This is a genomic window from Plastoroseomonas hellenica (assembly GCF_018129085.1).
Lineage (GTDB): Bacteria > Pseudomonadota > Alphaproteobacteria > Acetobacterales > Acetobacteraceae > Plastoroseomonas > Plastoroseomonas hellenica.
This window is the reverse complement of sequence record NZ_JAAGBB010000090.1, coordinates 1-14,842: the sequence shown is the minus strand read 5'-3', so window position 1 is coordinate 14,842 and position 14,842 is coordinate 1. Positions and strand designations below refer to the sequence as shown.

At 70.2% G+C, this 14,842-nt stretch carries 7 protein-coding genes; 2 read left to right on the top strand and 5 right to left on the bottom strand.

Annotation, left to right across the window (positions count from 1 at the left end; translation table 11 throughout):
• Nucleotides 1-330 precede the first annotated feature (330 nt).
• From GXW71_RS32985 to GXW71_RS32970, 4 genes are all read right to left on the bottom strand, one after another.
• Nucleotides 331-3,801, bottom strand: coding sequence for an Ig-like domain-containing protein (locus GXW71_RS32985; protein ID WP_211858038.1), 3,471 nt, complete (start codon nt 3,799-3,801; stop codon nt 331-333).
• A gap of 437 nt (nt 3,802-4,238) precedes the next feature.
• The gene (locus GXW71_RS32980) at nt 4,239-5,759 is read right to left on the bottom strand and encodes a GH3 family domain-containing protein (protein ID WP_211858036.1); all 1,521 of its coding nucleotides are present in this window, start codon (nt 5,757-5,759) and stop codon (nt 4,239-4,241) included.
• The gene (locus GXW71_RS32975; protein ID WP_211858034.1) at nt 5,756-7,954 is read right to left on the bottom strand and encodes a penicillin acylase family protein; all 2,199 of its coding nucleotides are present in this window, start codon (nt 7,952-7,954) and stop codon (nt 5,756-5,758) included. Before GXW71_RS32975 ends, GXW71_RS32980 begins: the two co-directional genes overlap by 4 nt.
• 192 nt (nt 7,955-8,146) lie before the next feature.
• Nucleotides 8,147-9,136 carry a LysR family transcriptional regulator gene (locus GXW71_RS32970; protein WP_211858032.1) on the bottom strand — a complete coding sequence of 330 codons (990 nt, stop codon included), beginning with the start codon at nt 9,134-9,136 and terminating at the stop codon, nt 8,147-8,149.
• Nucleotides 9,137-9,190: 54 nt separating this feature from the next.
• Between GXW71_RS32970 and GXW71_RS32965 the strand changes: the two genes are divergently transcribed.
• A complete protein-coding gene (locus GXW71_RS32965; protein WP_211858030.1) occupies nt 9,191-10,345 on the top strand; it encodes an ABC transporter substrate-binding protein in 1,155 nt (384 codons plus the stop codon).
• 208 nt (nt 10,346-10,553) lie between these two features.
• A complete protein-coding gene (locus GXW71_RS32960; protein WP_211858028.1) occupies nt 10,554-11,660 on the top strand; it encodes a helix-turn-helix transcriptional regulator in 1,107 nt (368 codons plus the stop codon).
• A 21-nt stretch (nt 11,661-11,681) separates the two neighbouring features.
• Here the strand turns inward: GXW71_RS32960 and GXW71_RS32955 are convergent.
• Nucleotides 11,682-14,842 (bottom strand): hypothetical protein (locus tag GXW71_RS32955; protein WP_211858026.1); only part of this gene is annotated, 3,161 nt, incomplete at its 5' end.

The window sequence follows — 14,842 nt, the reverse complement described above, 5'->3', positions numbered from 1 at the left end:
GCACGCGGTCGAACACCTGCATCATGTAGATCGACACGGTGAGCTGCAGCAGGTTCACGACGCCGCTGAACACGCCGACCGTCACCAATTCGGAGCGGCACGCGCCGACCGCCGCATCAAGCGGCGTGCGCGAAGGCGAGGCAGGGGCTGGCTGCGACATGAGCATCCTTTTTGGGCGCCCGTGAATAGGGTGCAGAAGAAGTCACTGAGGATCCGCCCGGACTGAGGTATCCAGGCGCACCCGGGGTCGGACGAGCGGGATGCCGGCCTTGATGGGCCGGCATCGATCATGCGCAGCCACCCCCGCGAACCGGGGCGGCTGCGTGCTTCTCAGAACACCTGGTCGGTATGCGCGCTGGTGAAGTCGAGCTGGACGATCAGGTCGTTGAAGTCCCGATCGCCTCCACCGGCCAGATCTTCCCAGCCCCAGGTGTTCAGGCCGTAACTCCAGAGATGCCCGACAGGTTGTCCGTTCGCCGTCTCATTGGCCTGGGCGAAGGCGAAGAACTCCTGCGTCCCGTTCGACAGCCGCATCGCGATCAGATCGTCGTGATCGATGCCGACCACCGCCCCTTCGCTGTACTTGCCGAACCCGCCACCCGACAGCCAGGTCGAGCCGTTGCCGGTCTGATACGCACGAGCGGACGCTGCCGCCGCGTAGCCCGCATCACCCGGACGCAGGCCGCCGATCGCCCCGGTGAAGTCGTCCACCTCGTAGAACTGCAGGCGCAGATCCAGGGTGCCGCCCTGGCGCATCCGGACGATCGCGGTCTGGTCGTCAGAGCCATCCACCGTCGCCGCAACGGCAACCGCGCGCGCCACCTCGACCCCGCTGTTCCCGTCCGCAGTGACGAAGTCCGCCATGCCGAAGCCGTTCGACAGCACTGCCTGCGGCGCGCCCGCCGCCTGTCCGCCGATGTTGACGGAGAGCTCCGCCCCCTGGCCGACGGTCACCTGATGGAGCTGCCCTTGGGCCCGGGCATCGGCCTGGATGATCATGTCCTCCGAGAAATCCGCCCGGAGCACCATCTGCGCGAACTGCTTCGACCAACCTTGCGATGCGAGGTCGGAGAACGCCGCGCCGCCGGCGCCGTAGTCGATATCCACGGCCGTGCTGGTCGCGAGCTTCGACTGGAATAGCAGGCTCTGATCGACCGCGCTGCTCCAGCCGCCGGTGTTGTCCCCGGTCAGCAGGTCAGGGGCGTTCGAGGATTCCTGTGCCTCGATCAGCGCTGCCAACGACCGCGACAGCGATGCCAGATCGGGTGTCGCGGCACTCGGTGTCAGGTCGTAGCCCAGACCCATATGATAGCCAGCGCCGGTGCCATTGCTGCCATCGGCCAGGTTGAAGGCACCCGGCGACACCACGGAGGCGATGTAGAGCAGGTTGTTCACGTAGTTCGGCTGCGTGACACCCCGTTCGCCGAGGAGGGCAGCCAACTGATCGCCGACCTCACCCCAGGTGCCGGTCGCCGTCACATCGCCGGTGACCGTGCCGGTCGCCGTTCCGCCATGGCCATCATCGACGGTGTAGGTGAACTGCGCGGTGCCATCGAACGTCATGGACGCCGTGAACACCAGGTCGCCATCGGCGTTGAGCGTCACCAGGCCGCCGACGACTTCCAGCGATCCGCCGGGAGCAATGGCCCTACCGTCGATCTGGGTGATCCGCGGCAGGTCGCCATCCGCATCGACGTCATTGGCCAGGACGTCGAGCGTGACCGAGCTGCCATCCGCGACTGCCGTGAAGCTGTCATTCGCCGAGACCGGGACATCGTTGGCCGCGGTGACATTGAGGTCGACAGTCCCGATCGAGGTCTCGCCGTTCCCGTCGTCGATCGTGTAGTCGAACGATACCGGGCCGTTGAACTCGGCATCCGGGGTGAAGAGCAGCTTGCCCTCGTCGTTCAGGGTCACGGTGCCACCGGCAAGCATGATGGGGACGCCGGCCGTGATCGCCACGCCATTCACATGCGTGATCTGGCGGGTGTCGCCATCGATATCGACGTCATTGGCAAGGACGTCGAGGACAGTGGCCGTGTCCTCAGCGACATTGAAGCTGTCGTCCCCGGCCACCGGCGTGTCATTGACGTTCGCCACGGCCGCGGTTTCGTTGCTGGTGACCTGTTCGGTCTCTCCCGCATCGTCGGTGTAGCTGCCGACCGCCCGCACCGCGTGCCCGACGTCGTCCTGGGTCAGGGTGTAGTTCGCAGCCGTGGCACCATCGATGTTCACCCAGTTGCCTGGGGAGATCTCGCGCTGCCACTGGTAGGCGATCGTCAGCGGGGCCGGGCCGTCGATGTCGCTGATGTCATTCGATGCCGTCAGCACTTCGCCCTGCGTCGCGGTGCCCGCAACCGCGACCGAGCCGGCCGGATCATCGTTCGCGACCGGCGTGGTTTCGTTGCTGCTGAGAGACGTCGGCGTCCCGCCATCGTCGGTGTAGCTCGCCACCGCCCGGACAGCATGCCCGACATCGTCCTGGGTCAGGGTGTAGGTCGCACCCGTCGCGCTGTTAATGTCCACCCAGTTGCCCGGAGAGACCTCGCGCTGCCACTGATAGGCGATCGTCAGCGGATCCGGGCCGTCCGGGTCGGCGATGTCGTTCGACGCCGTGAGCATGGCGCCCTGCTCGGCAGCACCCGTCACCGTGACGCCGCCGCTCGGCGCGTCATCGGCATTGGTCACGTCGAGATCGGTGTCCGCCTGCTGCTGAGAGCCCGTGCCGTCGGTTACCTCGACCGTGAGGGTGCGATCGTCAAGCGCAGCGTCCCCGGTGTTCTCATAGGTCACTTGGCTGGCGATCGTCTGCAGGATCGCATCGGTGACTGGCGACCGCTCGACCGTGAAATTGTCGATGTAAAGAGAGCCGCCGGTCTTCCGGCCGCCACTCCAATCGAATGCCCCGGAAACGAAGACAAACTTCCAGTTCCCAGTGGAGGGAACGGTCACGCTCACCGTCGCCCAGTCCGTTGTGCTACCCGTGCTGGTGCCACTTTGATCCAGGCAGATGATCGTCTCACCTGTAGCGGCATTGAGCAGGTAACCAAATGCGTCGAACGCGTCGTCGCCGCCCTGCGCCTTCCAGTCGAAGCGCAGGATGTCGCCGGCTTGCGCGCCGAACGGGTCCGAATAGACATAAGGACCGTGGATGACGCCATAAGGCTCTGAGTTCGCCTGTCCGCCCGTTAAATCGTCGCCGCTGAACAGACGCAGTCCGCGGCTGCCGTCCGAGGCCTCGCCTGCACCGGTCGCCACTTGGACGTCGAAGACCATCGGATCCGTGATGGGGCCGCTATCGCCCGGCGACACGGTGCCGTTATTGCCGGTCGGATGCGTCGTATCGGCCGGCGATGGATGCCCGGCGATGTTATCGACGCCGAGGACCACCCGGCCTTCGACCACAGTCCACTCGCTGGCCCAGCCGGTCGTCGGATCGTCGCTCTCGAAGCTGGAGTCGCTGAAGACGCCGGTCGAGGTGCCGATGAAGTGGATCGTCAGGGGCTGACCGTTCTGGCCGTTCTGGGTCACGTCCACGGTGCCGATCAGGTCGCGACCGCTCCCGTTGCCGAGATAGACGCTTCCGCCCGCATCGACGGAGATGGCGCCGGAGATGTTTCCATCCGCAGCGCTGGTCAGCGCCAGTACGTCATTCCCGTCCGGGCTGCTCAGATCGAAGGTGATCGAGCCTCCGGGATAGCCAAGGCCTCCGGTGAAGGTTGCGCCCGTGCCGACATTCACCGGCGCGGCGCCCTCGCCGTATGTGATGGGATTGAGACCACCAATGATAGGCGCAGTCATTGCGTTCCCTTCGTCTGCTCTCGACTCGCGACCGAACACAACTGCCGGCCCGGTTCGGGGCAGACGAGTAACGAGCGTTTTCCAGCACCACAACTGGGGCTCTGGAAGTTATCGAATGTGTGGCAATTCGGTCATAAAAGACGAAAAATGCGTAAATCTCCACAGGCACCACACATCGACGAGGACAGGTTTCTGATTGCCTTATCGCGCATTTGGCGAATCCCCAACTTAGCGTCGTTAACGAGGCGGCTTTTCGCCCTATTTTCTGAGTTCTTAAAAAACTTCTAATACTGTCGCCCTGCTCTTACTTGTGGTCTTGCCAGGGATGACCAGAGACGCTTGCGCTGACCGCATCGGCGACGCCGCTCGGCAACCGCCCTAGATACGGTGAGCCCCAGGCAAACCTCAGGTCAGTCGTGCGGCGAATCGGATCCGCGCTACCGGTTCCGGCCGCGCAGATGCGCCTCCATCCAGCCCGCGAGCTCAGCGAAGCGTCGCGGGTCGGCGAGCACGCGCGGAACCTTGTGCTGGCCACCGAGCTTGCCCTGGTTGCGGAGCCAGGCCTCGAAGGTGCCGAGCGGCAACGCCACCAGGCGCGGCGGCAACAACTGCCCGGCGTCGCGATGCGCGGCGTAGTCGGCATTGGCCTGCCGCAGGTCCGCGTCCAATCCGGCCGACAAGCCGCCCGGATCGGCCCTGCCGTCCAGCTCCACGAACCAGTGGTGGCGGCCCGCACTGCCTTCGAATGCCGCGCCGACGCAGTATTCCCCGGACGTCGATCCCGCGGCCGCCAGCACGCGGCCGAGCGCCGCGTCGATCTCCGCCCCGCTCAGGTGCTCGCCGAACACCGAGAGGTCGTAGGCGATGCGGCCGGTCACCAGCAGCCTCGGCGGCGAGCGATCCACGAAGCGCACGGTGTCGCCGAGCACGCAGCTCCAGAGGCCGGCATTGCTGGTGATGACGACGGCGTAGTCGACACCGGTCTCGATCGTCGCGGCCCAGTGCCGGGTCGGGCTGGCGGTGCCGAGCTCGGCGAGCGGGACGAATTCCGCGAAGACGCCGCGGTCGAGCACCAGCGCCATCCCCTCGCCGCTGCCGCGATCCGCGATGGCGATGAAGCCCTCGGAGGCCGGATAGACCTCCCGCGTCGCGCAGCCCGGTGGCAGCAGGGGCTGGAAGCGCGCGCGATAAGGCTCCCAGGCGACGCCGCCATGCACCAGCAATTCGAGCGCCGGCAGCGGCAGCGCGCCGCCGCGATGGGCCTGCAGGCGGTGCAGCAGCACCAGCAGCCAGGACGGCGTGCCGGAGAGCATGCGCACCACCTCCGCCGGCACCTGCTCCACCAGGGCGTCGAGCTTGCGGTCCCAATCGCTGATCAGCGCGAGCTTCGGCGGCGGGAAGCCCCAGCTGCTGATCCAGTGCGGGATCTCCGCCGCCGCGATGCCGGAGAGGTCGCCTTCCCGCACCCCCGGCGCGACCTCCTCCAGCGCGGTGGAGCCGCCGAGCATGAAGGAAAGTCCGGCGAAGAGCCGCGCATGCGGATGCTGCCCGAGGTGATGCGCCAAGACGTCCAGCGCCGCGTCGCGGTTCGCCATCACCGCGTCCCGCGTCACCGGGATGCGCTTGGTGTTGCCGGAGGTGGTGCCGGAGGAGAGCGCGAAATAGGGGACGAGCCCCGGCCAGGTCACGTTGCGCAGCAGCGGGAAGGCCGGCTTCCACCAGCCGTCCCAGAATTCCTCGTAACGGCGGAGCGGCACCCGCGCCTGGTATTCCGCGACGCTGCGGATCGACACGAAGCCGTGCTGCCGCCCGAAGGCGGTGTCGGCCGACCGCCGCAGCCAGGACAGCAGCAGCGCCTGCTGGGTGGCGGCGGGATCGAGCCGGCGCAGCCTGGCGCGGCGCAGCACGGCCCAGCCGCGCAGCAGTGGCGTCGCATCGAAAGGCGGCCCTTGCGTCAACGCCCCGGCGCCAGGGTGGTGACCCGCGGGAAGGCAGTGGCCACCGCCTCCGGCCGCAGCGGCACCCGGACCGGCCGGCCGGCGCGCCAGAGATCGAGCTGATCGGCATAGGCGGGCGAGCCCGGCCAGCCATCCTGGCCGCCGAACAGCGTGAACCAGTTGGCGTCGGGATCGGCCATGTCCGAGACGTGCCGCGCCATGGAGCCGAAGCTGGTCTGGTGCGGGCCGCTGACCAGGCCGTGGCTGGTCTTCATCGGCGTCTCGCGCGAGCCGCCGGCAGGCCAGGTACCGACCACAAAGCGCGAGCCGATGACCGGCAGGTTCACCAGCCAATTGGCCGCGCGAAGCTGATGCACGTCGCCCCATGCCGCGAAGGGCGCGGCATCGCGCGCGGCGGTGGTGACCGCATCGCGCAGCACCGCGTCCCGCCGCTCGGGCGGCAGCGCGTCGAGATCGGCGATGGTGAAGGTGGTCAGGAAGTTCCAGCCGGTCTCGGCGCCGCGCGGCTCCCCGCCATTGGCGCGGCGCTGCTCGGGCAGGAGCTGCGGCACGAGCTTAGCGAGCAGGAACTCGAAGACGACCGGCGCGCGTGCCGCCGCGGCGTAGTCGCCATCCCAGCCGCGGAGTGGGGCGAGGAAGGCCGGCTGCGGCGCGCCGCCAGGCAGCGCGTCGAGCCGCGCGAGCAGGGTGGCCGCGAGGGTCGCGGCCTTGGGCGAACGTGTGTCGGACTGGATGCGCATCAGGTCGGCGGGCGAGAGGCGCGGGTGCTCCGCCAGCAGCTCCCGCAGCCGGTTCACGCGGTCGCCGTCGGAGAAGAAGTAGCCGACGACGCCCGCCTCCTGCCCCGGTCGGTCATTGGCGGAGGCCAGCACGCCTTCGGGCGGGTTGCGGATGAAAGGCAGCTCGCCGGCATCGCGAAGGCGGCCCCAGGGCGCGGTGGCGGCGGGGTCGCTGCCGTCCAGCACCGGATCGCCCGGCGGGAATCCGCGCCGATCGGGCAGCGTCGCCGCATAGAACTGCGCGATCGAGCCGGCGCGGTCGGCCACCAGCATGTTCTGGGCGGAGACGCCGAAATTGCGGAAGGCATCGCGGAACTCGGCGACCGTATGCGCGCGCGATCCGCGCAGCAGGGCGCTGATCTCGTCCGTCGGCTCATGCCCGATCCAGCGCAGCGCCAGCGGCCCCGGCTGCCGGGGCACCAACGCGGCATCGCTGATCACCGGGCCGAGCGGCGTCGTCCTGACCTCCCGCCGCGCCGAGAACCACAGGCGTTGCCGGATGGTGACGCGCTCGGTGCGGAAATCCCCGGGCGGCAGGCGCGAGACGTCGAACAGGTCAGAGGAGGCGGCGCGCAGGTTGGTGCCGCCCCAGGCGACATCGGGCGAGCGCCCAACCGCGAGGAAGGGCAGGCCCGGCACCATGAAGCCGACCGCATGATAGGAGGGCGAGCGCATGCCGGCGACCAGCCAGAGATTGGGCAGGTTCATGCTGAGATGCGGGTCGTTGGCGAGCAGCGCGCCGCCGGTCGCCGAGCGCCGCGCCGCGACCGCGACGCTGTTGCTGCCGGCGCGGCCGGTGCCGCCGAGCACGTCGTGCAGCAGCGCCGCCTGGCGGCTGCCCGGATCCGTGGTGCCCGATCCCGCGCGCATGGTGCGCTGCCAGAGCTCGGCGAAGCCGGGCTGGCCGCGCTCGGCCAGCAGTGAGAACCAGTTGAGCCAGGTGATGTCGGTGCCGGCCAGCCGCCCGATCGCGAGCAGATCGCCGACCGTATAAGGCTCCCGCGAGAGGCCGAGCAGGCCGGCCTCCGGCGGGCGCGGTCCGTGCCGCACGCTGTGGTTCAGCCCCGCGAGGAAGGCATCGACCGCCTCCCGCGTCTCCGGCGGAAAGCGGCGCTCGATTTCCGGCGCCGCGCGCCCGAAATCGAGGATGCGGAGCGCGTGGTCGACATCGGCCGCGAAGGGCCCCGCCACTTCCGAGAGCCGGCCGCGTGCGACCAGCCGCAGCAGCGCGATCTGGGCGCCGCGCAGATGGCCGTGCACCAGGCCGAGCGAGAAGAACATGTCGCGATCGGTCGAGGCCTCGATCCAGGGGATCAGGTTGTCGTTCCAGCGGATGGTGACCGGCGCGTCGAGCGCCAGGCCGTCCTTCGGCAGGGCGGCGATCCGGCGGTCCAGCGTGGTGGTGCCCGGGAACAAGGCAGCGCATCCCTGCAACATCGCGAGCATCAAAAGGCCCAGACCCAGGCGCCGTCCAGCGGCCGCTGGGCGTTTCATCGTGCTGATCGGCATCCGGCATCCGGCTTTGTGGTGGGGCGCCGCATTCGCGGTCGGTCGCGATGGGAGTTGGGGGGTCGGGGGACGGCTGAAAAGAGTGGCCCTGGTGACAGATCAGCCGATGGCCGGATCGCCGCCGGCCGCCGCCACGGCCGCGGCATCGTCGCGATAGGCGTCGGCCAGGAAATCAAGCCACCGGCGCAGCTTCGTCGGCATCATGCGGCTTGCCGGAAAAAGCGCGTAGAGATCGATCCGCCGCGGTGCCCGGCCGGGAAAGAGCGCCATCAGCCGCCCATCGCGCAACGCCTCCTCCACGATGAAGGAGGGCTGCAGGATGATGCCCTGCCCGGCGAGCGCCGCCGCCAGCAGCGCATCGCCGTTGTTCGAGACAAGGTTGCCGCGCACCGGCACTTCCTGGTGCTGGCCATCGGTATCGGGCAGCAGCCATCGCTGCACCCGGCCGGCATGGGCATAGCGGAGGCAGTTATGGGCCAGCAGATCGGCCGGCTCCCCGGGCGTCCCGTGCCGGGCGAGATAGGCCGGTGCGGCGCAGGGGATGACCGGGAAGCGCGTCAGCCGGCGCGACACCAGGCTGGAATCGGCCAGCGGGCCGATGCGGAGCGCGAGGTCGAACCCTTCTTCGATCAGGTCGACCCGCCGATCGTTGAGGACCAGTTCCACCTGCAATTCGGGGTGGAGGGCGGAGAAGCGGGCCAGCAGCGGCGCCAGGCAGCGCACGCTGAAGGAGACCGGCGCACTCATCCGCAGCGACCCGCGCAGGCTGGTCCGGAAGGCGGTGGCCTGCTCCGCCGCCTCCTGCAAGTGCTGGAGCGCGGCGCGCGCCTGTTCGAAGAAAGCGGTCCCCGCCTCGGTCAGCACCTGCCGGCGGGTCGTGCGTTGCAGGAGCCGTACGCCCAGCCGGTGTTCCAGCCCCTGGATCTGCCGGCCCACCGCCATGCGCGACAGGCCGAGCGCCGCAGCCGCCGCCGCCTGGCTGCCGAGTTCGACGGTGCGGATGAAGGCGGTGAGTCCGGCAAGCTGCTCCACCGGCATATTATAACGAATTTCGTTATTATCTGTAAGCCTGACATGGAATTGCTCCACGGGCGAGGTAATCGCTAAGGCTGGGGCCCTCTTCCCCTGCCCGGACCCGGACCCATGACCGACGACATCCCCGCCCATGCCAGCCGCCGCGCCCTGTCGGGGATGCTGCTGGCCGCCCCTGTGCTGCTGGCCGCCGGTCAGGCCCTGGCGGACGCCGCGCTGCAGCGCCCCGCCCCCGAGGTCGAGACCCGCGGCCTCGACGAGCTGCACCGCGCGGCCATGGCCGAGGGAGCCAAGCTCGTCGTCTATGCCGGCGGCGACGTCCCGAACTCCCAGGCCGGGCTGGAGGCCGCGTTCAAGGCCCGCTTCCCGGGCATGGACATCCGCATCGTCACCGACCTCAGCAAGTATCACGACGCACGGATCGACCTGCAGCTCGCGCGCGGCCGGCTCGAGGCCGATATCGCCATGCTGCAGACGCTGCATGATTTCGAGCGCTGGAAGGCCGAGGGCAAGCTGCTGGCCTATAAGCCGCTCGACTGGGAGATGCTGCTGCCGGACACCCGCGACCCCGAAGGCGCCTTCCACGCGATCGGCATCATCGCATTCAGCAATAACTGCAACGTCACCCTGCTGCCCGCCGAGCGGGCGCCGCGCGACGCGCCCGACTACCTCGACCCTGGGCTCAAGGGGAAACTCGCCCTGACCTATCCGCATGACGACGATGCGGTGCTTTACCAGTTCGACCGGATCATCGGGCTGCACGGCTGGGACTACATGGACCGGCTGCTGGCGCAGGACGTGCTGTGGGTGCGCGGCACCGTGCCGGCGCGGCTCGCGGTGCAGCGGGGGGAGCGGGCGGCGAGTTTCACCGCCTCCGGCGCGCTGGTGCCGGCCGCGAACAGCCCGCTCCGCTTCCAGTTGCCGCGGCGCGAGGCCTTCCTGAGCTGGCCGCAGACCGCCGCGATCCTTGCCGAGGCACCGCACAAGGAAGCGGCGCGGCTGTTCCTGAGCTGGATGGCCTCCCGCGAGGCCACGGTGGCGCGGACCGGGCAATGGTCGGTGCGCCGCGACGTGCCGGCGGCGCCGGGCTTCGGGCCGATCTGGGACTACAACACCGCGCCGCTGCAATTCCGCGGCTTCATGCGCGACCGCGCGCGGGTCGAGCGGCTGCGAACCCAGTTCGAGCACCTGATCGGCGCCCCCCAGGGGCCCAACCCGACCGGCACCAGCGGCCTCTATCCGGCGAGCGCGACACGGCCCGGCTAGGGCGTGATGACGTGAGGTGGACTCACCGAAAAGTCTGATACACGCGATCAAACCAGGAGCTGGAGCTTGGTGCGTGAGCGCTTGCGAGCGCATCACGCTCCAGGATCATGCGCCAGGTCACGGCGCGGCGGCCGATCACGTCCATTTCGCTTGCAGGGAGCGACACCCCCTGACCAGCGTTCCCGTCATTCCGCAAGGAGACAGGGCGATGCCGCTGCCGTCGGCGCTAATCGAAAGCATCTACGAAGGGGCCCTGGATCACACCACGGCCGGGCGGATGATGGAGGCGGTGAGCGAGGCGATCCCGAGCAGCCTGGCCCTCATCACCCAGTATGATGACGGCGAGCTGCAGCCGGTCGGCATCGCGGGCGTCGCCGGCAATTTCGATGCCGGCGTCGTCCAGGTGATGATGGAACACCATCAGCACAGCCTCTGGACCGATGCGATGACCGCCGGCCGCGACAGCGCCGTCGTGTTCGATGGCCCGGTGCCCTTTCGGGCGCTGGAGCGGACCGGCTTCTACGCCGATGTGCTGCGCCCGCTCGATGTCGCCCATGGCGTGGGCATGGACCTGTCCCTCGGCGAAGGCCGCTGGCTCAGGCTCGGCCTTGGGCGGGACCGGTCCGGCGGCATCTACGCGCCGGAGGAAGCCGGGCTGTTCCAGGCCTTCGCCGCGCATCTCCGCCACGCCATCGCCCTCGCCGAGCGCTTCGATGCCGTGGCGCAGCTCCGCCGGGCGGAGCTGGCGGCGCTCGACCGCGTGGCGACCGCCGCCCTGCTGGTGGACCGCCGCGGCGAATTGCTCCTTGCCAACCAGGCCGCCCGCCGGCTCGCGGCGCAGGGGGCGCTGCTGCTGAAGGACGGCGCGGTGCCCGGCTGCGCGGATCGCGCCGCGGCGGCCGCCTTCGGGGCGACGGCCATGGCCGCCGTGGCCGGACAGGCCCCGCCGCCGATCTGCTTCCGGGATGCCGAGGGCGCGCCGCTGATCCTGATCGCGGCGCCACTCGGCGCCGGCATGGCGCGGCGCCTGGCCGGGGTGGGCGCCGGCGGGCACGCCGCCGCCACCCTGATCATCCATGGCGCCACGGGCGAGGCGGGACCGCCGCCCGAGCTGCTGCGCAGCCTCTTCGACCTGACGCCGACCGAGGCACGCGTCGCGGCCGCCATCGCCCTCGGCGACAGCGAGCGGTGCGCGGCCGAGCGCCTCGGCATGGGCCTCGCGTCGCTCCGGACGCATCGCAAGCGCATCTTCGCCAAGATCGGCATCACCCGCCGCGGCGAGCTGATCCGCCTCTGCGCCGCCCTGCCGCGCTGACGGCAGGCGCCCGCGCCGCCTTCAGAAATCCCCGGCGCGGATATCCGGGGGTGCGAGCTCGCGGTCTTCCGTGGTGTCGCGCCCGGGCTGCGCCGACAGCGGCAGCACCGGGAGCTGCACCAGCGGATTGGCGGGCGGCTGCCCGGCGGGATCGAGCTCGCCCAGCACGCCGCGCGCATTGTCGGCGATGGTGTAGGCGGGAATGTTGGGGAAGGGCGACGACCCCACGGGCGGCTCGGTCGGCCGGGTAGCGGGTGGTTCGGCCGGCGGCAGCGGCCGCGCGCAGAGGCTGGCGCCGATCGGGCAGTTGTTGAACAGGAAGTCGAACCGGTCGGGCGGTGGATCGCCGAGCTGCGCGCCGCCGGCGAAGCGCCGGCCAAGCGCGGCGGCGGCACCGGTCGTGTTGCCGGCGATGCTGCCGGTCAGCGCGGCGCCCGCGCCATCCGCGACCTGCAGCGATGCCGCGGCCAGCGCGCCGCTCGCGCTGCCACCGCCGCCAAGGATCAGCGCCACGGCGCTGCCGGCGGCATCGAAGCCGCCGAAGCTGATCGACGGCGCGGTGACGGTGAGGCTCGGCGCTTGCGCGATGCCGGCGAAGGACGCTGTTTGCACCGCATCCACGGTGATGCCGGTGCTGCCCGCGATCAGCCCGTTGACGGCGACCGCCTGGCCGGAGAGCGCAAGCCCACCCGCGTAGGCGATGGCGGAGAAGCCGTTCACCGTGACCGTGCCGACGGGCGCGGAGAGCGACAGCACGGCGGCGCGGATGGTGCCGTCCACGGTGATGGAGACGGCGGTCCCGGTGACGCTGCCGGTGCCGGCCGCCTGCACCGCCTGGCCGGAGGGGATCGTCATCTGCGGCCCGGCATTGACCAGGGTGAAGTCGCCGGGCGTGCTGCTTTCGCCGAGACGGTCGAGCCGGTTGGCGCCGGTCAGGCTGATCGAGCCGCCCTGCGCGACCGCGTGCAGCTCACCCGCCTCGACGCGGCCGGTGCCGGTGCCCTGGATGCCGCCGGCGCTGGTCAGCGCGGCAAGCTGGCCGGGGGTGGAGAGCAGGCCGCGCAGGTTGATCGCGCCGGCGGTGAGCGCGAAGCCGCCGCCGGCCGAGAAGTCGTCCAGGAAGCCGATGCTGTTGCCCGGATTGGCCAGCGTGACCGCGCCGCCCGCCTGTCCCGTGAGCGCACCGACGCCGAGATCGGCACCCGCCGCCTGGGTGACGGCACCCAGGCTGTGCAGGGCCAGCGTGCCGGCGAAGGCGAAGCCGCTGGCGATATCGAGGCTGGCGGCGGTCGCCGTCGTCGCGCCGCCGAAGGTCGTGGCGCCGAAGCGCCAGGTGTCGGTGGCCTCGATGAGGCCCAGTGTGCCGAGGCGGAGCGCGAGGGCGCCGGGCGGCGCCACGGCCGCGTCTGGTAGCGCCGCGACCATCGGGCGTTCCGCCGCGGGCGCGATCTCGATCACCGCGCCCTGGATCCGGGGGCCGACGATGGGCACGATCGCCTCGAGGATCGCCAGGTCGCCGATGCGCAGCGAGATGCGGCCGCCCGGCGCGCTCAGGAAGCCGGGGTTGCCCACGGCCAGCACGCCCGGCGGCGCCAGGGTAAGCGCGCCTTCGGTGCGGATACCGATATTGGCGGCGCTGAGCACACCGGTCACGACCAGGTCGGTGATGCCGTTGTCGAACACGAAGTCGCCCACGGCGCTGGAAAGGTGCAGACCGGTGACGGCATTCGGCGTGCCGCCCTGCTGCCCGCCGCGATCGAGGATCGCGTCGCCGCCGGAGACGACGACGAGGACGCTGCCCGCCGTGATCGCGCCGCCGGTCTGGTGGATGCCGCCGCCAGCGGCGCGGAGCGCGATCGTGCTGGCGCTGCTGATATCCCCGGCCAGGGTCATGCCTGCCTGGCTTCCTGGGATCAGCACCCCGTTGGCGTCCACCCCGGCGCCGAGGACGGTGCCATCGGCGCCGCCGCCCACCACCGACGCCCCGGCGGCGACGGCGAGATTGCCCGAAGCGGTCAGCACCAGCCCGCCGCCGCTGACCACCGGCCCGAGATTGCCGTCGATGCCGCCGGTCACGATCAGGTCGCCATTGTCGACCCTGATGATGACGCCGCCGATGCCCGTGCTGATGCGCGAAACCGGCCCCGCCACGGTCAGGGTGCTGGCGTTGGTGACCTCGATGGCGTCATTCGCCGTGACCACGCCGAGCGTCGTCACCTGGTTGGCACCATCGAGGGTGATGCTGCTGTTGGCACTGATGGCGCTGGCATTGAGGCGGTTGGCGGTGATGACGGAGCCGCTGGCCTGGCTGAGGCTGGAACCGGGCGCGGTGATGTCGAAGGTGCCGCTGACGGTGATGGCGCCGGTCAGGGTCACCACCGGAGCGCTGCAGCAGCCGCTGGCGCCGATGGTGAAGTCGCCGGTCACGTTGGAGGCGCCGAGGCGCGGGATGACATTGCCCGTGGCGGTCAGCGAAACATTGCCGCCGGATTGCACCTGCAACTGCCCGAAGCTGAGTGAGACCGTGCCGGTCGTCTGGGCGATGCCGCCGGTGCCGGCGATCAGGACGAGGTCGCCGTTCAGCACGGTTATGGAGGCGTTGATGGCGATGCTGCCGGCCGATCCGGTCTGCAGGGTCAGGCTGCCTTGCGGTTTGTCGACCGCATCTTCCACCGTGATCGTGTTGGTGGCCTGCAGGGTCAGGTTGCCGGTGACGTTGGCGATCTGCGCCGGGGTGATCACGGCGTTGGTCATCGCCTCGGTGTAGCTCAGGATATCGTCCGCCAGATCGCCCGCGGTGACCGGTGTGTCGCTGCCGGGGGTGTCGGAGATGCGGAGGTTGTCGGGGTCGAAGAGCACGGTGCCGCTGCGCCCGGCGGGTGCGGAGACGTCGATCGCGCCCAGCATCCGGAAGCCGCGCTCGCCCGAGACCTCGACGAAGCCGCCATCGCCGCCCTGCGGCCCGCCGCGGGCGCTGATCGTCCCCGCCACCAAGGTCGTGTCGGTCGAATGCAGGATGACGCTGCCGCCCTGGCCGAGCACCGTCGCATCCGCGCGCAGCTCGGCACCCTGCACGACCCCGGTCCGCTCCGCCCGCCGCGGCGCGGCCGATCCCTGCCGCGTCTGCCCGAAGGCGATCTCGCCGCCGCCCGCGGTGCCGGAGGCATCGATCCGTGCGCCGG

Excerpts from the sequence above, each read along its gene's own strand:
- GXW71_RS32985 (WP_211858038.1), bottom strand. The coding sequence starts at position 3,801 with ATGACTGCGCCTATCATTGGTGGTCTCAATCCCATCACATACGGCGAG.
- GXW71_RS32965 (WP_211858030.1), top strand. The coding sequence starts at position 9,191 with ATGACCGACGACATCCCCGCCCATGCCAGCCGCCGCGCCCTGTCGGGG.
- GXW71_RS32960 (WP_211858028.1), top strand. The coding sequence starts at position 10,554 with ATGCCGCTGCCGTCGGCGCTAATCGAAAGCATCTACGAAGGGGCCCTG.